The following is a 20254-nucleotide window of genomic DNA, read 5'->3' on the forward strand; positions in this document are numbered from 1 at the left end:
GCCCGTGAAGGGCGGGGTCCCGCTCAGGCATGCCGGCGGATGCTGTCGGCCACGGTCTGCACGATCTGGTCGATGTGCGCGTCTTCCACGATGTAGGGCGGGCAAATCACCAAGTTTTCACCCGCAGGGCGCACCCAAACGCCTTTGTGGAAGCAGTCCATGAAGATGTCGTAAGCCCGTTTGCCGGGCGAGCCTGCGATGCTGGACAGCTCCACCGCACCGGCCAGGCCCAGCGTGCGGATGCCGATCACATGGGGCAGCCCCTTGAAGGCGCTGTGCATGGCATCGCCCAGCACGCGGCCCTTTTCACCGGCGCGGGCAAACAGGTTTTCTTCCTTCATCAGGTCCAACGTGGCAATGGCCGCTGCACAAGCCACAGGGTGGCCCGAGTAGGTGTAGCCGTGGAAGAACTCGATGGCATGCTGCGGCGAATTGGCGTTCATCATCGCGTCGTAGATGAAATCACGGCAGATCACGCCGCCCAGCGGGATCACACCGTTGGTCACCGCCTTGGCAAAGTTCAGCATGTCAGGAACCACGCCGTAGTAGTCCGCCCCAAAGTTCACGCCCAAGCGGCCAAAACCGGTGATGACCTCGTCAAAGATCAACAAAATGCCGTGCTTGTCGCAAATTTCGCGCAGGCGCTTCACATAGCCCTTCGGCGGGATGTACCAGCCTGCGCTGCCTGCGATCGGCTCAACGATCACAGCGGCAATGTTGCTGGGGTCGTGCAGCACCAAGATACGGTTTTCCAGCTCCAGCAGGGGGTCTTCGGCCCACACCGGTTCTTCGTGGTGGATGTAGGCGTGGTTCACCGGGTCGTGGATGAAGCGCATGTGGTCCACACGGGGCAAGAGCTGCGCGCCATACACCTTGCGGTTGGCGGGCAGGCCGCCCACGCTCATGCCTCCGAAGTTGACACCGTGGTAACCCTTTTCGCGGCCAATGAAGACATTGCGGTGGCCTTCGCCCCGGGCGCGGTGGTAGGCCAGCGCCACTTTCAAAGCGGTGTCCGCGGCCTCGGAGCCTGAATTGCAAAACAGCACCTTGTTCAAGTCGCCCGGTGCCATGGCGGCGATCATCTGCGCCGCTTTGAAGGCCTTGTCGTTGCTGGCCTGGAAGGCCGTGGCGTAGTCCAGCGTGTCCAGCTGCTTTTTGATGGCCTCGTTGATCGGGCGGCGGTTATGGCCCGCGCCCACGCACCACAGGCTGGAGATGCCGTCGATCACCTTACGGCCGTCGTGCGTGGTGAAGTGCATGCCCTCGGCCCCCACAAACACGCGCGGGTCTTGGCGGAAAGTGCGGTTGGGCGTGAAGGGCAACCACTGGTTGTCCATGTTCAAGTCGGTCTGGGCCACTTTGTTGCTCCTCTGGATGCGATCGGGCGCCCAGTTTAAAGCCGAAGCCCCGACTCAAGGTGCCAGCAGGTGACAGCCCAGCTCTCTCTACAATAGAGACCGACACGAACCTGCTGTGCCCCCTGAGGCACACGGCAGACATCTGAACATAGCCCCCATGACCACGACTTACATCCTGACGCTTTCTTGCCCTGACCGCACTGGCATCGTGCATGCGGTGTCGGGTTTCTTGCTGGAGCGCGGCGGCAACATCGAAGAAGCGGCGCAGTACAACGACCACGACACCGGCCTGTTTTTCATGCGGGTGCAGTTTGCGTGCGAACAGATCGACGCAGGCACCCTGAACACCCAATGGTCGGCATTTGCCCAGACTTTCGAGATGAAGTGGGACCTGCACGCCACCAGCCAGCCCATGCGCACAGTGCTCATGGTCAGCAAAGAGGGCCACTGCCTGAACGACTTGCTGTTCCGCTGGAAGAGCGGCCTGCTGCCCCTGGACATCCGCGCCATCGTAAGCAACCACCGCGAGTTCTACCAACTGGCCGCCAGCTACAACGTGCCGTTTCACCACATCCCGGTGACCAAGGACAACAAGGCGCAAGCCGAAGCGCGTCAATACGAGATCATCCAGGCCGAAGGCGCCGAGTTGGTGGTGCTGGCCCGTTACATGCAAATTTTGAGCGACGACCTGTGCCGCAAGCTCGCAGGCCGCGCCATCAACATCCACCACAGCTTTTTGCCCAGCTTCAAAGGCGCCAAGCCTTACTACCAGGCGCATGACCGGGGCGTGAAACTGATCGGTGCCACGGCCCACTACGTAACGGCCGACCTGGACGAAGGTCCGATCATCGAGCAAGACGTGGCCCGTGTGGACCACAGCAAGACCGTCGAAGACCTGACCACCATTGGCCGCGACACCGAAAGCCAGGTGCTGGCCCGCGCCGTCAAGTGGCACAGCGAGCACCGCGTGCTGATCAACGGCCACAAGACCGTCATCTTCAAATAAAGCCCCCCATGTCCGTCACTTCGCGCATCCCGCCCATTCAATGTCTGCTGACGTTTGAAGCCTTGGCGCGTTTGCGCAGCGTGACCCAGGCGGCCGAAGAGCTGTGCGTCACCCCCAGCGCGGTGAGCCACCGCGTCAAGCAGCTCGAACAGATCATCGGCACCAAGCTCTTTGGCCGTGTGGACTTTTCGCTCACCACCGAGGGCATCGAATACCTGGCCCATGTGCGTGAGGGCCTGGTGTCTTTGCAGCGCTTTCCCTCGGCCAACGCCCCTTCGGGTCGCCGCAAACTGCGCTTGGCGGTGACGCCGACCTTTGCCCGCTCGGTGCTGATGCCCCGCCTGAAGCACTTTCTGGACGCCTACCCCGAGATCGACATCACATTGCAAGTCAGCATCCCCTTGCTGGACGTGGTGGCCGAAGACGCCGACCTGACGGTGCGTTTTGGCACCGGTCGCTACTCGGACGTGGAGCATGTCTGCTTGGCCAAGGACGAAGTGACGCCCCTGGCCTCGCCTGCCTGGTTGCGCGAGAACGGTCCCTTCACCAGCGTGGAAGACCTGCAAAACCAGCCGCTGCTGCGCAGCCCGCTGGAGCCCTGGCGCACCTGGTTTGCCGCCCACGAGCTGGATTGGCCAGAGCCGACCGAAGGCTCCTCGTTCAACGACATCGGCCTGATGTGCGACGCCGCCGCCCAAGGCCTGGGCATCGGCCTGATCCGCACCAAGCTGGGTGCCCCCTGGCTGGAAAGCGGCCAACTGGTGCGCCTGTTTGAGCGCAGTGTGCCCAGCCCGCATGCCCATTACCTGTGCTGGCGCACCGGCACCATGGAGCGCTGGGAATGCGCCACTTTTGCCGACTGGCTCAAAAGCGCGCTGGCCTAAATTCACACGGTCATCAAAGTTTCTTCAGCCCTTGGCCCTGGGCTTGGGCTTACAGTTGACGCATCCTTTTTCAGGTCTTGCATGCCATGAGCGCCAACACCCCCGCTGAAACCCACGAACTGACCGCCACCGAACGAGCCACGCGCCAACGCGCTGTGGTGCAGGCCTTGGGCCGTGTGTTGCCGGCCGACGCCATCCTCTACACCCCCGAAGACACCACGCCCTACGAGTGCGATGGCCTGACCGCCTACCGCGAGCGCCCTTTGGTGGTGGCCCTGCCCGAGACCGAAGCACAGGTGCAAGCCGTGCTCAAGGCCTGCCATGCGCTGCAAGTGCCCGTGGTAGCCCGCGGTGCGGGCACCGGCTTGTCGGGCGGCGCCATGCCCCACAAGCTGGGCGTGACACTGTCGATGGCCCGCTTCAACCAAATCAAAAACATCGACCCGGTCAGCCGCACCGCCATCGTTGAATGCGGTGTGCGCAACCTGGCCATCAGCGAGGCAGCCGCACCCTATGGCCTGTATTACGCGCCCGATCCGTCGAGCCAGATCGCCTGCACGATTGGCGGCAATGTGGCCGAAAACTCGGGCGGCGTGCACTGCCTCAAATACGGCCTCACGGTGCACAACGTGCTCAAGGTGCGCGGCTTCACCATCGAGGGTGATCCGATCGAATTTGGCAGCGACGCGCTCGACACCTCGGGCTACGACCTGCTGGCGGTGCTGGTGGGCAGTGAGGGCATGCTGGCTGTGACGACCGAAGTCACCGTCAAACTGGTGCCCAAGCCGCAGCTGGCCCGCTGCATCATGGCCAGCTTTGACGATGTGCGCAAAGCCGGTGACGCGGTGGCCGCCGTCATCGCGGCCGGCATCATCCCAGCGGGTCTGGAGATGATGGACGGCCCCATGACCATTGCCGTGGAAGACTTTGTGCACGCCGATTACGACCTGAGCGCAGCGGCCATTTTGCTGTGCGAGAGCGACGGCACGCCCGAAGAAGTCGAAGAAGAAATTGGCCGCATGAGCGAAGTGCTGCGCGGCTGCGGGGCCACCGCCATCACCGTCAGCCGCGACGAAGCGCAGCGCATGAAGTTCTGGAGCGGCCGCAAAAACGCATTCCCCGCATCGGGCCGCATCAGCCCCGACTACATGTGCATGGACTCGACCATCCCGCGCAAGCGCTTGGCCGACATTTTGGAAGCCATCTCTGAGATGGAAAAGAAATACGCCCTGCGCTGCCTGAACGTGTTCCACGCGGGCGACGGCAATTTGCACCCGCTGATTTTGTTCGATGCGAACGACGCCGACCAGCTGCGCCGATGCGAACTGTTTGGCGCTGACATTTTGGAAACCAGCGTGGCCATGGGCGGCACCGTCACCGGCGAGCACGGCGTGGGCATCGAAAAGGTCAACAGCATGTGCGTGCAGTTCAGCGCCGAAGAAAACGAGCAGATGTTCGCCGTCAAACGCGCTTTCGACCCGCAAGGCCTGCTCAACCCCGGCAAGGTCATCCCGACCCTCAACCGCTGTGCCGAGTACGGCAAGATGCTGGTCCGGGCAGGGGCGATCAAGCATCCGGAGCTGGAACGGTTTTGAACAGGGCTTGATTCAACTGGTTGCGCGCGCAACCAGTTTTCCCTACAATCCGGCCAAACGATGTTTTGGCCCATGAACAAGCGCGCAACACCCACCCCCTCCGCAACGGCCAGCGATGCGCTGGACCGCACGCTCACCTACCGCCTGCACCTGCTGCACAAGCTGACCGATGCGGACAGCCAAGGCGCTTATCCCGAACACACCGGTTTGTCGCTCAGCGATGGGCGCTGTCTGGCCACGATTGGCCACTTCGAGCCCTTGTCGGTCAAGGACTTGGCGGCGCAAGCCAACTTGAACAAAGGCCAAGCCAGCCGAGCGGCGCAAGCCCTGGTGGACCAAGGCCTGGTGCGCAAGGAAGACCGACCCGATGACGGCCGAGGCGTGGTGCTGAGCCTGACGCCTGCAGGGCTCAAGCTGTTCAAACGCACCATGCAGCTGATTGCCCAGCGCAACGACGAGATTTTTGGCTGCCTGAACGCCCGCGAACAAGCCACGCTCAGCGCTCTGTTTGACCGACTGATCGCCCACGCCCGCCCGCAGGGCCAAGCCGACTGAATTTCTGGAGTCCCCATGCACCAACCCGCCACCGAAGCGAGGCCTTCGATTTACTACACCTACGAGGTGTTCAAGCCCTGGCTGCCTTCGCAACACCCCGAGCAGCCGCGCCACCGGGTGGCGATCGCAGGCTCTGGCCCCGCCGGCATGGTGACTGCACTGGAGTTGGCGCGACACGGCGTGCCCAGTGTGGTGTTGACGTCGGAGTTGCAGTTCTCGCAAGGCAGCCGGGCGATTTGCTTCACGCGCCGCTCGATGGAGATCCTGCAGCAAGTGGGCGTGGCAGATCGCATGACCGAAGGTGGTCTGCCCTGGCGCTTTGGCAATTCGTTTTACCGGGGCCAGCGCGTGTTCCGCATGGAAGCGCCTCACGACCCGGATGACCGTTTTTTTCCGATCATCAATGTGCAGCAGCAGTTCATGGAGGAGTACCTGCACGACGCTTGCAAGGCCAACCCATTGATCGATTTTCGCTGGGGCAACAAGGTCAACGCCGTGGTGCAAAAGGACGGCTTTGCCGAAGTGGAAGTGGACACGCCCGAAGGCCCTTGCACCCTCGAGACCGACTGGCTGATCGCCGCCGACGGCGGGCGCTCGGGCATCCGAAGCGCCATGAATTTGCAGATGGAAGGCGCGTCTTACGAAGGCTTTTTCGTGATCGCCGACATCGAAATCGATTTGCCCTTTCCGACCGAGCGACTGGCGTACTTTGACCCCGAGTGGAACCCCGGCAACACCATCTTGATGCACCGCGAACCCAACGGCATTTGGCGTGTGGACTACCAGCTGCCCTCGGGCGAAACGCCCGAAGAAGCGCTGCGCCCCGAATCGCTCAAGGCCCGCATCGACGCGCAATTGGCCATGATCGGCCACGCGGGCACACCTTGGAAAATGGACTGGTCGTCGGTGTATTCGGCCCGCACACTCACCCTTCCCGACTTTGTGCATGGCAGCGTGATCTTCACTGGCGATGCGGCGCACCTCTTGCCCATCTTTGGTGTGCGCGGGGCCAACACGGCCTTTCAAGATGCGCAGTCGCTGGGCTGGCACTTGGCCTGCGTGGTCAAAGGCCTGGCCGGGCCCAGTCTGCTGAAAAACCACAGCACCGAACGCGTGGGCGCGGCCCGCGAAATCATCACCGAAGCGGGCAAGAGCACGCGCTTCATGGCCCCACCCAGTGCGGGCTTTCGGCTGCTGCGCGATGCGGTGCTGTCGCTGTCCCTCACGCAAGACTTTGTGCGACCGCTGTACCACTGGCGCACCTCGCGTCCGCACGAGTACACCCACTCCAAGCTCAACAGCCAGGACGATGACAACGCCTTGTTCAAGGCCGGCCCGGCACACGGCGCACCGCCTCAAAACGTGCGCCTGGGCGACGACGATTTCTTGCTCGACCACCTGGGTGGCGGCTTTGATTTGCTGTATTTCACCGATGCACAGGCGCTGCCCGCAGCGCTGATGCATGTGATCGAGGCGGCCCGTACCCAAGGCATGCCGATCCAAGTGATCGCCGTCGGCGCGACACAAACCGTGCAAGGCGCAGACCAAACCCTGCCCGATGCCGACGGCCACTTGCGCCAGCGCTATGGCGTGCCAGGCCAGGGCGCGGCTTATTTGCTGCGACCCGACCAACACATTTGCGCCCGCTGGCTCACGCTGGACGCCACACGCTTGCAATCAGCCCTGTGCACCGCCTTGCCGCAATAAGGAATCACCATGTCAGACAAAGTCCTCACCATCGACGGCCTCGAAACCGTCTACGACGCCCTGGCCACCGCGATTGACCAGGCCGGCCCCGAGAAAGCGCAACTGTTTTTGGTCAAGCTCGCCTTGCTCAATGCCAAGGCATTGGGCGACGCATCGCTGGTGCAGCAGCAAATCGCCACGGCCTTGCTGGATTTGTAGCTCAGCGCTTCCAGTCCGGCAGTGTCGCCACGCAGATCGACGCTTCAGCGCCGACAGCTTCAAGTGATAAATTCGGCAAATACTTTTTGCCAACGGAGCACACCATGACTTTCTTCACCCCCACCCGCCGTCGCCTGGTTCAGGCCCTGGCCGCTTCCAGCCTGCTGCTGGGCAGCCTGGCGCAAGCCGACACCACCATCAAGCTGATGGTGGGCTTTCCCCCTGGCGGCGGCACCGATGCCATCGCCCGTTTGCTGGCCGACAAGCTCAAAGAGCCGCTGGGTGCCAACGTGATCGTCGAAAACAAGGCCGGTGCCGGTGGCCAAATCGCCGCGCAAGCCCTGAAGGCCGCACCTGCCGACGGCACGGTGCTGTTCCTGTCGCACGACCACACCATCTCGATCCTGCCGCAAGTGGTGAAGAACCCCGGCTTCAACCCCGCACAAGACTTCGCGCCTGTGGCCGGTTTTGCGACCTTTGTGAACGGCCTGGCCGTGTCGGGCGGAACACCGGCCAAATCGTTCAACGAGTACGTGGCCTGGGTCAAAACCAAGGGCAAAGACACGGTGGGCGTGCCCGCGCCCGCCTCGGTGCCTGAATTTTTGGTCAAAGTGATCGGCGAGAAATACAAGCTCGACCTGGCCGCTGCGCCCTATCGCGGCAGCGCCCCCATGATGGCCGACATGCTGGGCAACCAGATCGCCGCTGGCGTGGCCTCGGTGCCCGACTTCATTGAAAACCACAAGGCGGGCAAAGTCCGCATGGTCGCCTTGCTGGGCAAAGACCGCCAGGCCCTCTTGCCCGATGTGCCCACCTTTGCCGAGCTGGGTTTGAGCGGTTTTGAAGACCTGCCCTACTACGGTATCTTCGCGCCTGCAGGCACTCCCAAAGCCGTGATCGACCGCACCTCGGACGCTGTGGCCAAGGTGTTGGCGCAAGCCGATGTGAAAGAGCGCCTGACCGCCATGGGCCTCACAGTGGGTCACATGACGCCTCAGCAATTGGGCAACCGCGAAAAGGCCTACACCGCCACCTGGGCACGCATCATCAAGGCCAGCGGTTTTCAGGCGCAGTAAAGCGATTCGTCAGGGGACGCCTTGTCGGGGCTAAAGCCGCCGACCTACGGGGACAACTGGTGGTTTCTGCGAGGACTTGTCGGGGGTAAAGCCGCCGACCTGCGGGAACAACTTGTCTCTTGTAGGTCGGAGCTTCAGCTCCGACATGGTCACCAGGTATCGATCGCCAAGTACCCCGCAGCGGGCGCCATGCGGCCCGATTGCAAACCCGCCACCAACCAGGTGCGGGTCTCAGCCGGGTCGATGACGGCATCGATCTCGAGCGTGGTCGCCATGTTGATCGCGCTGCCGTTGTCGTATTGCTGGGCCAGCAAACGCTCAAACAAGGCCTCGCGCTCGGGGCCTTCGGGCACGGCCTCCAGCTCTTTGCGGTAACCCAAGCGCACCGCGCCTTCCAGGCCCATGGCGCCAAACTCGCCGGTGGGCCAAGCCACATTGCACAGCGGCTCGTGAAAGCCGCCCGCCGTCATGGCCATCGCGCCCAGGCCATAGCCCTTGCGCAAGACCACGCTCAGATAAGGCACCCGCAAATGGGCTGCCGCGATGAACATGCGAGAGACATGCCGCACCTGGGCTTTTTCTTCCATGTCCGGCCCCACCATGAAGCCGGGGGTGTCCACCAAACTCACGATGGGCAGGCCATGCGCGTTGCACAGCTGCATGAACCGCGCCGCTTTGTCGGCGGCATCGGCGTCGATCGCGCCACCCAGGTGCGCGGGGTTGTTGGCCATCATGCCCACGGGCCGGCCTTCGATGCGGCACAAAGCGGTGTGGATGCCCGCGCCAAAACCGGTGCGCAGCATGAGCAGGCTGCCCACGTCGGCGATGCCCTGCATGGCCGTGCGGGTGTCGTACACACGCAAACGGTTCTCGGGCACCACTAGGCGCAAGGCCTCAGCCGGTGAGGCTTGCCAGTCGGACTGGGCCCCCTGAAAGAACGACAGGTACTGCCGCGCAGCCGCCACGGCCTGCGCTTCGTCGTCCACCAGCACATCGATCACCCCATTGGCATGCTGCACACCACTCGGGCCAATTTGCTCGGGCTTGAAGACGCCCAAGCCTCCGCCTTCGACCATGGCCGGCCCCCCCATGCCGATGTTGCTGTCCTTCGTGGCAATGACCACATCACAGCAACCGAGGAAAGCCGCGTTGCCCGCAAAGCAGCGCCCCGCCACCACGCCCACCACCGGCACGCGGCCATTGAGACGGGCAAACGCAGCGAAGGTCGTGAGGTTGAGTCCGGCCACGATGGCCACGTCCACATCGCCGGGTCGGCCACCGCCGCCTTCGGCAAACAGCACCACCGGCAAATTGTTTTGCAGCGCGATGCCCAGCATGCGGTCGGTCTTTTGGTGGTTGCGCATGCCTTGCGTGCCGGCCAGCACCGTCGCGTCGTAGGCCATGATCACCACTCGCTGGCCCTGGACCTGGCCGATGCCGGTGACCATGCCATCGGCCGGGGTGTTGCGCATGAGGTCCTCGGCCGAGCGGCGACGGCTTTGCGCGGCCACGGCCAGAGCGCCGTATTCCACGAAGCTGCCCGCATCGCACAGGTCGGTGATGTTTTCACGCGCGGTGCGCAGGCCCAGCGCATGGCGCTTGGCCACGGCCTCGGGGCGCTGGGCGTCTTGCGTGAAGGCCAAGCGCGTTTGCAATTTTTGCAGGTCGGCCCGCACGGCGTGGGCGTCGGCCACCAGTGCAGCACCCGCTGGCGTGGCCACAGGGGCTGCGGGTGCCACAGCGCCCAAGGGGCTCAGGGTGCCCAGCACATCGGCTTCGTTGACCGTCTCGCCCGCCTGAAAAAAAGCCTCGCCCATCTGGCCCGCTTCAGGGGCGCGGATTTCGTGCTCCATCTTCATGGCTTCGACAATGACCAACACATCGCCTGCAGCCACAGCGTCGCCCGACACAACGAGCCATTGCACCACTTGTGCCTGGAGGGGGGATCGGATGTTTTGCATCCGTCCATTGTGAGGTCCTCGCACGGCGGACGTTCGTCAAGCATGAGACACAACCTGTGTTGCCTGGTCGGGGTTTTGGGCGTTCGGACCATCCAATCGCGCAAAACGCTTTGAATGTGCCAGCGGCTCTTTTATCTGTTCGTATTTTGCAAGTCACTGGCAAAACGACTCGATATACGCCAATTGGCTGATTTACAAGCGTCTTTTTGTCTCGAAAATTTCAGTTTTCACGCAGTTGGCAAATAGCAATCAATGCATCAAATTGCTCCGCAAAAACCATTTTTGGCGTTTTTGCCCTTTATGAACCACGCAACGCGCAAGCCTTCCCAAAGGTCTTTGCTGTTGTGGGCCATGGCATTTGTGACAGCACCAGGCGCAGCACAAACTTTGCCTCAAGTGGTGGAGCGTGCTTTACAAGCTTATCCATCCATTCAGTCCGCCATTGCCAAAGTCAATGCATCACGCGCGGACATTGACAAAGCACGAAGTGCCCACCAACCTCAGATTGGACTGACAGCGTCTAGCAATCAATATGCGTCTGGCTCTGTCCCTTCTGCCATTGGCCGGACCAGTGTTTCTCCAACTGCCAAATTGAATTTGTGGTCTGGCGGGCGCATTGAAGCCGAGGCCACCCGCGCTGAGGCACTCACACGCGCAGCCGAGTTTCAACGTGACGGCACGCTTGACGATGTCGCTCAGCAAGCTTGTGAGGCTTACCTGAATTGGGACAAAACGGCCGATTTATACAGTCTGGCAGTGCGTAACGTGAACTCGCACCGCGAGACACTGGAAGACATTCAAAAAATTGCTCAAGTCGACACCGGCCGTCGAATCGACTATGAGCAGGCGCTGGTCCGCATGGAGAACGCAACTTTGGCATTGCAACAACGCAAAGCGGATTTGACGCAAGCCATGCAGAAACTTCGCCGCTTCTGGCCCGATGAGATGGATGCCAGGCCTGTGGGTTTGGATGCCGTGGTGTCTGAAAACGGCGTGCTGGGACAAATTCCCATGAGCATGGCTTCTGCCATGGATCGTGTCACGGATGATCTGCCGATGGTTGCCCAAGCTCGGGCTCAGGTACAGGCCGCCGAAGCAGCTGTCAAAGTGGCCAAAGGGCAATACTGGCCATCGGTGGATGCCGCCATGTCGCGTCAATTCAACACCAATACATTGCGCTTTGAGACGTTCTCACAGCTGCAATTGAATGCACCGCTGTACACCGGCGGCGCGACATCGGCTTTGATTGAGAGCGCCTTGGGGCAGCTCAAAGCCACACAATTTTCGCTGGATGAAGCCCGCTTGATCGCCCGCGAAAAAGCCGGCTTGGCCTGGCAGGAATGGGCGTCTGCGCGCGCTCGTTCATCGGTTGGCAGCGCACAGTCTGATGTGGGCGACAAGTTAGTCGAAGGCTATCGCCAGCAGTTTCGCGTTGCAAGGCGATCCTTGCTCGATCTGTTGAACATCCAGGCTGATTCTTTCAATTACCGCAGTGCGGCACGCGCTGCATTCCATGATGAGCGTCTGTCGCGCGTTCGCTTGTTGGCCGCCACAGGCGACTTGGCCCGCCGTTTTTCTTCTGAGCCAGGGCGCATCGCGTCGCCCAGCAACAACGGATCTCTTGATGCCAAGAATTGATACCCATGGCTGATCTGATTTCTTTCTTCCCAGGCACTCACGCCACAGCACCCGCCCCCAAGGGTAACGATGCCATGGCCGATCCCCTGTTGATGTGCCTGACCATGGCGGCCAAATTGCTTGATCGCCCTGTGCACATGCAAGTGCTGCGGGCTGGCTTCGCACTGGACAGTCGAGGTCGCGTACCTCTGGCGGCTTTCCCAGACATGGCCCACAAACATGGACTGATGGCCGCTTGGTCTCGCATCAAAGTTGCAGATATTCCTGCCTATGTGCTGCCCGTGCTGATGCCTCTGATGGACGGCCGCGCATGTGTTTTGCGCGCCGTTGAGGGAGACGAAGCCGTCGTGTTGTGGGCGCACACCGGCATGGAAATTCACCGTATTCCTGTGGCTGAACTGCAAGCACTTGCACGGCCGGAAGTTCTGGCCGTCAAGGTGGCGCCCCAACGTCATGATCAAACCTTGGCCCCGATGCACGGCAAGGCTTTCAGTTGGTTCTGGGACACCTTGTGGCGTTTTCGCCATTTTTATGTGGAGTCCATGATCGCCACTGTGGTGGCCAACATTCTGACCTTGGCCTCCGTTTTCTTCACCATGAACGTCTACGACCGGGTTGTTCCAACACAAGCGTATGCGTCGCTGTGGACACTGGCCATTGGCACCACCATTGCAATCGTGATGGAGTTTGTGATGCGTTGGCTCAAAGCTCGCCTGGTTGACCTTGGGGGCAAAAAAGCCGACTTGGCCATCAACGCCACCTTGCTTCGGGAGATCATGGCCATTCGCCTGGAGCACCGCCCACAGTCGGTGGGTATTTTTGCCAGCTCTATGCGCGACTTCGAGTCCTTGAGAGACTTTTTCTCATCATCGTCTTTGGTGCTGCTGGCCGACATGCCCTTTGTGCTGATGTACCTCGCCTTGATCGCCATTGTGGCCGGGCCCTTGGCAATCATCCCGGCAGCTGTGATTCCCGTTTTGCTGATCGTTGGTTTGTATGCACAAAAACCCTTGATGAAAGCCATGCGCGAAAACATGAAGGAATCCGGCGACAAACAAAGCGTGCTGGTGGAATCTGTTCTCAACCTGGAACTACTCAAAGCACATAACGCCGAGAGCTATTTGCAACGCCGCTGGGAAATGTCCAATCTGGCAGGGGCAGATTCTTACAAACAAATCCGCAGCCTGACCAACTGGATCATGGGCTTGACCGGCGCCATTCAACAATTCGTCACCGTGGCCATGGTCGTGGGCGGCGTGTACATGATTCACGCCAACCAATTGACGCTGGGGGGACTGATCGCATCGGTGATCTTGTCCGGTCGTGCCATTTCCCCATTGGCCAGCGTCATGTCTTTGGCGTCACGTTACCAACAAGCCGTGACTGCCTTGGAAACTCTAGACGGCCTGATCAAACGCCCACGCGATCGCGTCAATGGCCGCAACTATGTGGTGCCTGAATCCATTGAGGGTCACCTGCAAGCAGAAGCACTGGAGTTTGCCTATCCTGGTCAGCACAAAATTCCCGTCATCAAAAAAGTTTCCATGACCATTCCCGCAGGCCAAAAAGTGGCCATGCTGGGACGTGTCGGCAGCGGCAAAAGTACCTTGCTGCGTTTGATGGCTGGCCTGTATGCCCCATTGGGTGGCGGCATCAGACTCGATGGCGTTGACATCCAGCAAATCGAACCCGCTGAAATGCGAAACCGCATGGGTTACGTGGGGCAAGACCCCCAACTCTTCATGGGCACGCTGCGCGAGAACCTGATTTTGTCGGACAGCTGGATCAATGACACCCGAATTGCTGAATCCCTCAAGTCATTGGGCATTTATGACATGGTGGCCAATCATCCTCTGGGACTGGATATGCCCATCACAGAAGCCGGCGGTGGGCTTTCCGGGGGGCAGCGCCAGTTGCTGTCGATTGCCCGGATGATGCTTCGCAACCCTCAATTGGTCTTCATGGATGAGCCCACGGCCAACATGGACCAAAACACGGAAGCTCGAGTCATCGCGGTCCTCAAACAGTGGCTACACGGCCGCACCTTGCTGATGTCAACACACCGCCCACAACTTCTGGAGTTGGTTGATCACATTGCCGTGATCGATGCGGGTCAATGCGTGGCCATGGGCCCCAAACAAGAAATGATTGAGAAGTTGTCCAGAGGCATCGATGTCCATGCGCAACGCCCGCAGGGAGCAGCAGCATGAGCGGCAAAAGCTTGAGCAGCTCCGGCTTTGGCATCGCCACTGTTGAAGACGATGAACGCCGTGCCAGCAAGTACCTGGTTTGGTTCACTGGTGCCACTTTGCTATTGGCATTGGTCTGGGCAGCACTCTTTCAGTTGGATGAAATCACCCGTGGCCAGGGCAAAGTCATTCCATCCAGTCGAGAGCAGATCATCCAAAGCATGGACTCGGGTGTGCTGAGTGCAATGTATGTGCGTGAGGGCAGCACGGTACAAAAAGATCAAGTGCTGCTGCGAATCGATGATTCTCGAACTGGGGCTGTGTTCAGAGAAGCCCAGGAAAAATTCATGGCCCTGTCAGCCCAAGCTGCACGCTTGAAGGCGGAGGCTTATGGCTCTGCCTTGGTCTTTCCACCAGACGTGCTTAAAGAAACCGGACTGGTCCAGCAAGAAACCCAAGCCTATAACGCACGAAAACGTGCCTTGACTGAATCCTTGCGGTCCCTGGACATCTCCTTGGCCGCTGTCGGGCGCGAATTGGCCATCACCGAACCCCTTGTCAGCCAAGGCGTGATGTCTGAAGTCGAGCTGTTGCGTTTGCGCCGTCAGCAATCGGAGTTGATGGGCCAACGTGCTGAAAGGCAAAACCGCTACTTGACCGATGCCAACAATGAATTGGTGCGTGTTGCATCCGAGTTGTCGCAAACCAAAGAAAACGCCTCCGCACGCGAAGATGCCTTCAAACGCGCCACGATTCGGTCTCCCATGAAAGGCGTCGTCAAGAATGTCCAAGTCACGACTGTGGGCGGCGTCATTCAAGCGGGTCAACCCATCTTGGAAATCGTGCCGACTGAAGATGAGATGTTGGTCGAAGCCTATGTCAAACCTTCAGAGGTGGCCTTTCTGAAGGTAGGTCAAATCGCGGTCGTCAAACTGACCGCATACGACTTCAACAAATACGGTGGCTTGGATGGCGTTTTGGAGCACCTGAGTCCAGACACTTTACGGGATGAGCGCCAGAAAAAACCGGGGAACCCTGTGGAGTTGGAAGAAGGCTTGTACCGAATTCTGGTTCGCGTCAAAGAGGCCTCCGAACTGCGCAATGGGTTGAAGCTCACGCCATCCCCAGGCATGACGGCCACGGTTGAAATTCGCACCGGCCAAAAATCCGTTCTTGAGTACCTGTTCAGGCCCTTGCAAAACGTTTCGCAAGCCCTTCGCGAACGTTGAAATACCCATCTATGTCCAGGAGAAAACCCATGGGTGACGATCACTTTTCAATAGACACCATCGAAGCGCCTGTTGGCACGAAACGCGTTTCTGATTCCACCGGCACTCAATTTCTGAGCACTGCCGAGGCCGCCAGAATGCTGGGGTTATCCACCACATTGGTTCAAACCTTGGTCGATCAAGGTGACCTCAAAGGCTGGAAAACCCGTGGTGGTCACCGTCGGATATCCCTGACATCCATCGATGAATACCAAAGTGCGTCTCGCAGCACCATGGGCGTTGCCGTCAAATCGGTCATCAAGCCACGTATCACAGTGGTCGTCGAAGACCCCGATTTGTTGCAGCAATTGATGTCTGCAAACGAAGCATGGAATTTCCCAGTCGAGGTGACTTTTTTCGATTCTGTGACAGAGGCATTGCTGGAGCTGTCAACTCGACGCCCGGACATGATGGTGGTGGAGATGTCCATGCCCCGTCTCCAGCAAGAAAAAACACTGCAAGCGCTTGAAAATTTCAACAGCCGTGGTCGCAGCCCACTGTCGGTGGTTTTGGTCACAGCAGAAACAGATCTCTTGTCATCCAGCGCTTCGCATTCACCAACCGCCATTCAAGTGGTGTCGGGTCCCGTCACCCGCGTCTGGATGCATGCCTACCTGACCGGCGTCGTTGCGTCATGCAAGATTTGAAATTGAGCACGCCCTCCAGATCTCTTGGTCTGATGGGTCGCACTGCGTTGCCCGGACAAGCGCGCACGCTTCAAAAAGCCAACCAGAGTGCCCTTGCACAACTGGGGGCAGGGTCCGACACGCCCGGCGATCCCAAAGGCCGCGTTCTTCGTCATCTCCGGCTTCAGCAAGGTATTGACCCTTCGTCGCTTGCGACGCGAGCGTGCATGTCTTTGTCCCAGCTTTACGAGCTTGAAAACGGTGGCCATTCGCGTTTTTATTCTGAGTCCTTGCGCAGACAAGCGGGGCGGCGCGTGGCCAAACTGTTGGGCGCTGATTGGGATGACATGGAGATGGCGCCGGATCGTCCTGCGCAAGTGACATCGAATGTTGTGCACTTACCGCATCCAGCCCATCAGCATTTGGCCAAAAAATCCGATACACCGGCCAACCACCCATCCACTCAAAGTACTGCCGACACCTCTACCAACCACCTCAGCGATGATTTGTGCGACAAGGCAACGGCCCACGATGATTCCCCAGTTGGCTTGGGCTTGTCCGCTCCGGCCAGCGAAACACTTTTGGTTCAAGCTCCACCTGCACAGACATCCACAGCACAAGCCAAGAAAAAATTTTTGTCAGGATGGCGGACTGTGTTGACCGCATGGTCAATGTTTGCAGCGGCGGCTGGAATTTATCTATTCGCTCAATACAGTCCCTATCGACTCTATTGGCCTTGGTGATGTCGATTCCAAAAAAAAGCCACCTTAAAGCGGTGGCTTTTGACATTTGGTGCGGCTGGCGGGGATCGAACCCACGACCCTTGGCTTCGGAGGCCAATACTCTATCCACTGAGCTACAGCCGCATCACTGTTGGTGTTGCAGATTATCTCACGGGCCAGCGCTTTGACTGTGGGTTGCAAGTTCGGTGAAGGCTGGGCCGCTATAATGCTCGGTTGATTCCGGTCAATCCACAGGCCCATGGGCCAGCCCAACAAGAGGATGTCATGAGCGACAACAGCCACGATCAACACGAAGCCCACACCGGTCCGGTGAAAACTCCCAAGCAAATGCTTTTGCTCAGCTTGGCTTCTTTCATCATCCCAGTGTTCATCATCATCGGCTTGGTGTTTTATGTCACATCGGCCAACAAAGAAGCCCCCGGCTCCAGCGATGCAGAGCGTTCTGTGGCTGAGCGTATTCAGAAAATTGGCGCTGTGGAAGTGCGCGATGCGAACCGTCCTTTGAAGTCTGGTGAAGAAGTCTACAAAGCACAATGCGCTGCGTGCCACGCCACCGGCGCAGCAGGTGCACCTAAATTTGCTGATGCCGGCGCTTGGGGTGCTCGCATCAAGCAAGGCTTGGCCACTTTGACCACCTCCGCCCTCAAAGGCAAAGGTGCCATGGGTGCCCAAGGCGGCGGTGACTTCAACGACACCGAAATTTCGCGTGCTGTCGCTTACATGGCCAACAACGCCGGCGCCAAGTTCGATGAGCCCAAAGCGCCTGCGGCTGAAGAAAAGAAGTGATTTTTTTTCTTCCCCCAAAAACCGGCTCTTGAGCCGGTTTTTTCATGCCTGTCCGTTTTGCTTTTGTGGACTGATCACGTAGCCAAATTGCTCGGGCAAATCCTTGGACATGCAGTCTTGCACCGTCCATAAGCCTTGCTCAATGGCCAAGGCCACCAAGCCCACATCCAGGGTGTGAACCAAGCCCAAGCCCAGCGGCGTGTGCAAGTACACCCGGCCCAGCTCGTCCATCAAGCAGGCTTTCATCGTGGTGCATTGCCCTGTGTGCGATGTGGGCGTAAACGCCTCGTCCAGACGCCAAATGTATGGCGTGGATTCCAATTCAACATAGACGCGCTGAGGACCGTTCTGAAAATACCAACGCCCTTGTCCGTCGGACTCGTAGTTGCGGTCAATGAACGAGATCAATTTCTCGTGACGCAGGGCTGATCCTTTGGCCCCTGGCCTGCCGCATTGGAAAGGCCCTAGCGCTTGCACTCGGTCATCGCGCATGTGCCATTGACCACGGTTGTCCAAGCCCAACCATCCAAAACAGTCTGGCACGTTGGGCCACTTGGCCATGGCCTGTCTAACCAAATCATCCATGTCTTGTCTCTTGCTTGTTCTGTGGGTGACTTGCGGCCTGAAGCAGCCAGCCACCCACGGCATCGGGCAATCCTCGCACATGCCCGGGCACGCCGCCTTGTGCAAAACCGACATGCCCACCCTGGGCGGGGTGCCACAAGGTCACGGAGGACGAAACATCTTTGCGCTGCGGCAGGCTTGAGGCCGGCACAAAGGGGTCGTTCAAGGCGTTCAAGGCCAATGCGGGGATGGCAATCTGGTGCATCACAGGCTTGGCCGATGCGCGCTTCCAATAATCGTCGGTGTTTTTGAAGCCGTGCAGTGGCGCAGTGAACACATTGTCGAAGGCATACAAGTCTCGCGCGTCCAGCATGCGTTGTTTGTCAAACAAGCCCGGATGTTGCGCCAGTTTAGCCAACGCTTTGGGCTTCATGCTGCGCAAAAACATGCGCGTGTAAACCTGTCGGTTGAATCCCTTGCCAATGGCGTTCCCACTGGCCACCAAATCCAAGGGGGAACAGATCGACGCCACGGCATCGGCTTTGGCCTTCGCGTGTGTGCCTTGCTCGCCCGCCCAACGCATCAAGGCATTGCCGCCCAAAGAAACGCCAGCTACCACCACGGTCTGCCCACCTGCTTGTTGGTGCGCAAGACGGATATTGCGCAAGATCCAGTCCACTTCTTGGTGATCACCCGAGTGGTAGGCGCGTGGGGCGTGGTTCAACTCACCGCTGCACCCACGGAAATGGGGGAGTGCAAAGTTCAAGTCGTGCTCGGCTGCCCAGTCGGCGAAGGCCTGCGCATAGTGGCTTTGCGAAGAGCCCTCAAGACCGTGAAAAAGCACCACCAAGGGCCTGCTGGGGTGACTGGCCGTTTGCCGGTCCACATCCACAAAATCGCCATCAGGTGTGACCCAGCGTTCACGCTGCAAGGGGCGCAAAGGGCCCCAATGCCTGCGCGCATAAAGGGCTGACCAAATCGTTTGCACATGACCGCCCATGAGCCATGCCGGCGCTTTGTAGTGCATCAGTGCAGGACCAAGGGCTTGTTGCCCGCATCGGCATCTGTGGCCGTGCCGGGGCTGGTGTGGTGCGCCACCATGCGCCAGCCTTGCGGCGTCTTGTGAAAAACATTGGTGGCAATCACCCAAGCATGTTGCGCACCTTGTGGTGTGATGACCTCGACCCGCTCCACCAAGTGGTGAACCGCACTGGCCAGCGATTGGATTTTATGAACCCGCTCAGGAAAGGCTTGCACGCTGCCGTTGGCAAACATGGCTTCAAACGCAGCGCGGATAGCGCCCGGCCCGATCAATCGAGGGCCCCCGGGGTGAACACAGACAATCTCGTCCTCCTCGGCCCAGCACGACATGAGTTGCTGGATATCTGCATTGTGCAAAGCCTCGTAGAAGGCTTGTTCAATGTCATCGGGCGTGCCGCCGACGATGGCTGCTTGCAGTTTGGCGCGTTTCATAGAGTGTGGATCAATTAGGCTGTATCCATCATTGTGATGCCTTGCTGGGTTTCAGCGGTCATTTCCCTGGGTATTGCTGTCCATTTTGTGCAGCAGCCCACACTGCAGACGTAAAAAAACCCGGTCACATGGGTGCCGGGTTTTTGACAAAAGAAAGGCTTGAACCTGTCTTTTATTTCTTGCGATAACGACGCAGAGCGGACAACTGAGCAGCCAACACAAGCAGCTCGTTTTGAGCACGGCTCATGTCGATTTCGCTCTTGGCGTTGCGCAGGGCTTCTTCAGCCTCTTGCTTGGCCGCGTTGGCTTTTTCTTCGTCGAGGTCTTTACCGCGGATCGCAGTGTCGGACAGCACGGTCACGCAGTCAGGCTGCACTTCCAGGATGCCACCGGCCACGAAAACGAACTCTTCGCCGCCGTCAGCCGTTTCAATGCGAACCGACCCGGCTTTGATGCGGGTGATCAGCGGTGTGTGGCGTGGGTAAATGCCCAATTCGCCAGACTCGCCGGGCAAGGCCACAAACCGGGCTTCGCCCGAGTAGATGGACTCTTCGGCACTGACCACATCAACGTGGATGGTGTTCATGTTTACTCCTTAAAAAGGTGCATTCAAGCGGGCATCGGGGG

At 59.5% G+C, this 20254-nt stretch carries 19 protein-coding genes and 1 tRNA gene; 13 read left to right on the plus strand and 7 right to left on the minus strand.

Going from position 1 to position 20254, the window contains the following annotated elements; all coding sequences use genetic code 11:
- Nucleotides 1-23: 23 nt before the first annotated feature.
- Nucleotides 24-1358, minus strand: coding sequence for an omega-aminotransferase AptA (gene aptA, locus QLQ16_RS11520; RefSeq protein ID WP_283224825.1), 1335 nt, complete (start codon nucleotides 1356-1358; stop codon nucleotides 24-26).
- A gap of 157 nt (nucleotides 1359-1515) precedes the next feature.
- Here aptA and purU point away from each other — a divergent pair, with 157 nt between their 5' ends.
- The 7 genes from purU (at nucleotide 1516) to QLQ16_RS11555 (ending at nucleotide 8379) form a co-directional block, all read left to right on the plus strand.
- Nucleotides 1516-2364: a formyltetrahydrofolate deformylase gene (purU, locus tag QLQ16_RS11525; protein WP_283224826.1), complete on the plus strand. Its 849-nt coding sequence runs from the start codon at nucleotides 1516-1518 to the stop codon at nucleotides 2362-2364.
- Nucleotides 2365-2372: 8 nt separating this feature from the next.
- Nucleotides 2373-3248 (plus strand): LysR substrate-binding domain-containing protein, encoded by an 876-nt coding sequence (locus QLQ16_RS11530; RefSeq protein WP_283224827.1) that lies wholly within the window; start codon nucleotides 2373-2375, stop codon nucleotides 3246-3248.
- An 86-nt stretch (nucleotides 3249-3334) separates the two neighbouring features.
- Nucleotides 3335-4843: an FAD-linked oxidase C-terminal domain-containing protein gene (locus QLQ16_RS11535; protein WP_283224828.1), complete on the plus strand. Its 1509-nt coding sequence runs from the start codon at nucleotides 3335-3337 to the stop codon at nucleotides 4841-4843.
- Between the two features lie 72 nt (nucleotides 4844-4915).
- Nucleotides 4916-5398 (plus strand): MarR family winged helix-turn-helix transcriptional regulator, encoded by a 483-nt coding sequence (locus QLQ16_RS11540; RefSeq protein ID WP_283224829.1) that lies wholly within the window; start codon nucleotides 4916-4918, stop codon nucleotides 5396-5398.
- A gap of 15 nt (nucleotides 5399-5413) precedes the next feature.
- On the plus strand, nucleotides 5414-7105 hold the full coding sequence (locus QLQ16_RS11545) for an FAD-dependent monooxygenase (protein WP_283224830.1): 1692 nt from the start codon (nucleotides 5414-5416) through the stop codon (nucleotides 7103-7105).
- Nucleotides 7106-7114: 9 nt separating this feature from the next.
- Complete coding sequence (locus tag QLQ16_RS11550) at nucleotides 7115-7303, plus strand: DUF2783 domain-containing protein (protein WP_283224831.1); 189 nt, start codon at nucleotides 7115-7117, stop codon at nucleotides 7301-7303.
- A 104-nt stretch (nucleotides 7304-7407) separates the two neighbouring features.
- On the plus strand, nucleotides 7408-8379 hold the full coding sequence (locus QLQ16_RS11555) for a Bug family tripartite tricarboxylate transporter substrate binding protein (RefSeq protein WP_283224832.1): 972 nt from the start codon (nucleotides 7408-7410) through the stop codon (nucleotides 8377-8379).
- 149 nt (nucleotides 8380-8528) lie between these two features.
- Here QLQ16_RS11555 and QLQ16_RS11560 read toward each other — a convergent pair whose 3' ends face one another.
- On the minus strand, nucleotides 8529-10331 hold the full coding sequence (locus QLQ16_RS11560; RefSeq protein ID WP_283224914.1) for a carboxyl transferase domain-containing protein: 1803 nt from the start codon (nucleotides 10329-10331) through the stop codon (nucleotides 8529-8531).
- A gap of 360 nt (nucleotides 10332-10691) precedes the next feature.
- Here QLQ16_RS11560 and QLQ16_RS11565 point away from each other — a divergent pair, with 360 nt between their 5' ends.
- The 5 genes from QLQ16_RS11565 to QLQ16_RS11585 are packed head-to-tail and all read left to right on the plus strand — an operon-like array spanning nucleotide 10692 to nucleotide 16804.
- Nucleotides 10692-11978, plus strand: a complete 1287-nt coding sequence (locus QLQ16_RS11565; protein WP_283224833.1) for a TolC family protein — start codon at nucleotides 10692-10694, stop codon at nucleotides 11976-11978.
- 5 nt (nucleotides 11979-11983) lie between these two features.
- The gene (locus QLQ16_RS11570; protein ID WP_283224834.1) at nucleotides 11984-14188 is read left to right on the plus strand and encodes a type I secretion system permease/ATPase; all 2205 of its coding nucleotides are present in this window, start codon (nucleotides 11984-11986) and stop codon (nucleotides 14186-14188) included.
- Nucleotides 14185-15396 (plus strand): beta-barrel domain-containing protein, encoded by a 1212-nt coding sequence (locus tag QLQ16_RS11575; protein WP_283224835.1) that lies wholly within the window; start codon nucleotides 14185-14187, stop codon nucleotides 15394-15396. The genes QLQ16_RS11570 and QLQ16_RS11575 overlap by 4 nt, the downstream gene beginning before the upstream one ends.
- A gap of 29 nt (nucleotides 15397-15425) precedes the next feature.
- Nucleotides 15426-16082 carry a helix-turn-helix domain-containing protein gene (locus QLQ16_RS11580; protein WP_283224836.1) on the plus strand — a complete coding sequence of 219 codons (657 nt, stop codon included), beginning with the start codon at nucleotides 15426-15428 and terminating at the stop codon, nucleotides 16080-16082.
- Complete coding sequence (locus QLQ16_RS11585; RefSeq protein ID WP_283224837.1) at nucleotides 16070-16804, plus strand: helix-turn-helix domain-containing protein; 735 nt, start codon at nucleotides 16070-16072, stop codon at nucleotides 16802-16804. Before QLQ16_RS11580 ends, QLQ16_RS11585 begins: the two co-directional genes overlap by 13 nt.
- Nucleotides 16805-16851: 47 nt before the next feature.
- Here the strand turns inward: QLQ16_RS11585 and QLQ16_RS11590 are convergent.
- Nucleotides 16852-16927: transfer RNA gene (locus QLQ16_RS11590), tRNA-Arg, on the minus strand.
- Nucleotides 16928-17068: 141 nt separating this feature from the next.
- Between QLQ16_RS11590 and QLQ16_RS11595 the strand changes: the two genes are divergently transcribed.
- Nucleotides 17069-17590 (plus strand): c-type cytochrome, encoded by a 522-nt coding sequence (locus QLQ16_RS11595; RefSeq protein WP_283224838.1) that lies wholly within the window; start codon nucleotides 17069-17071, stop codon nucleotides 17588-17590.
- Between the two features lie 42 nt (nucleotides 17591-17632).
- Here QLQ16_RS11595 and QLQ16_RS11600 read toward each other — a convergent pair whose 3' ends face one another.
- From QLQ16_RS11600 to QLQ16_RS11615, 4 genes are all read right to left on the minus strand, one after another.
- The gene (locus tag QLQ16_RS11600; protein ID WP_283224839.1) at nucleotides 17633-18175 is read right to left on the minus strand and encodes a DUF2946 family protein; all 543 of its coding nucleotides are present in this window, start codon (nucleotides 18173-18175) and stop codon (nucleotides 17633-17635) included.
- Nucleotides 18168-19181 carry a YheT family hydrolase gene (locus QLQ16_RS11605; RefSeq protein ID WP_283224840.1) on the minus strand — a complete coding sequence of 338 codons (1014 nt, stop codon included), beginning with the start codon at nucleotides 19179-19181 and terminating at the stop codon, nucleotides 18168-18170. Before QLQ16_RS11605 ends, QLQ16_RS11600 begins: the two co-directional genes overlap by 8 nt.
- Complete coding sequence (locus QLQ16_RS11610) at nucleotides 19181-19627, minus strand: YybH family protein (protein ID WP_283224841.1); 447 nt, start codon at nucleotides 19625-19627, stop codon at nucleotides 19181-19183. The genes QLQ16_RS11605 and QLQ16_RS11610 overlap by 1 nt, the downstream gene beginning before the upstream one ends.
- 172 nt (nucleotides 19628-19799) lie before the next feature.
- Nucleotides 19800-20213 (minus strand): F0F1 ATP synthase subunit epsilon, encoded by a 414-nt coding sequence (locus QLQ16_RS11615; protein ID WP_283224842.1) that lies wholly within the window; start codon nucleotides 20211-20213, stop codon nucleotides 19800-19802.
- Between the last annotated feature and the right edge of the window lie 41 nt (nucleotides 20214-20254).

This window comes from Limnohabitans lacus (genome assembly GCF_030053395.1).
In the GTDB taxonomy this organism is placed as follows: Bacteria; Pseudomonadota; Gammaproteobacteria; order Burkholderiales; family Burkholderiaceae_C; genus Limnohabitans_A; species Limnohabitans_A lacus.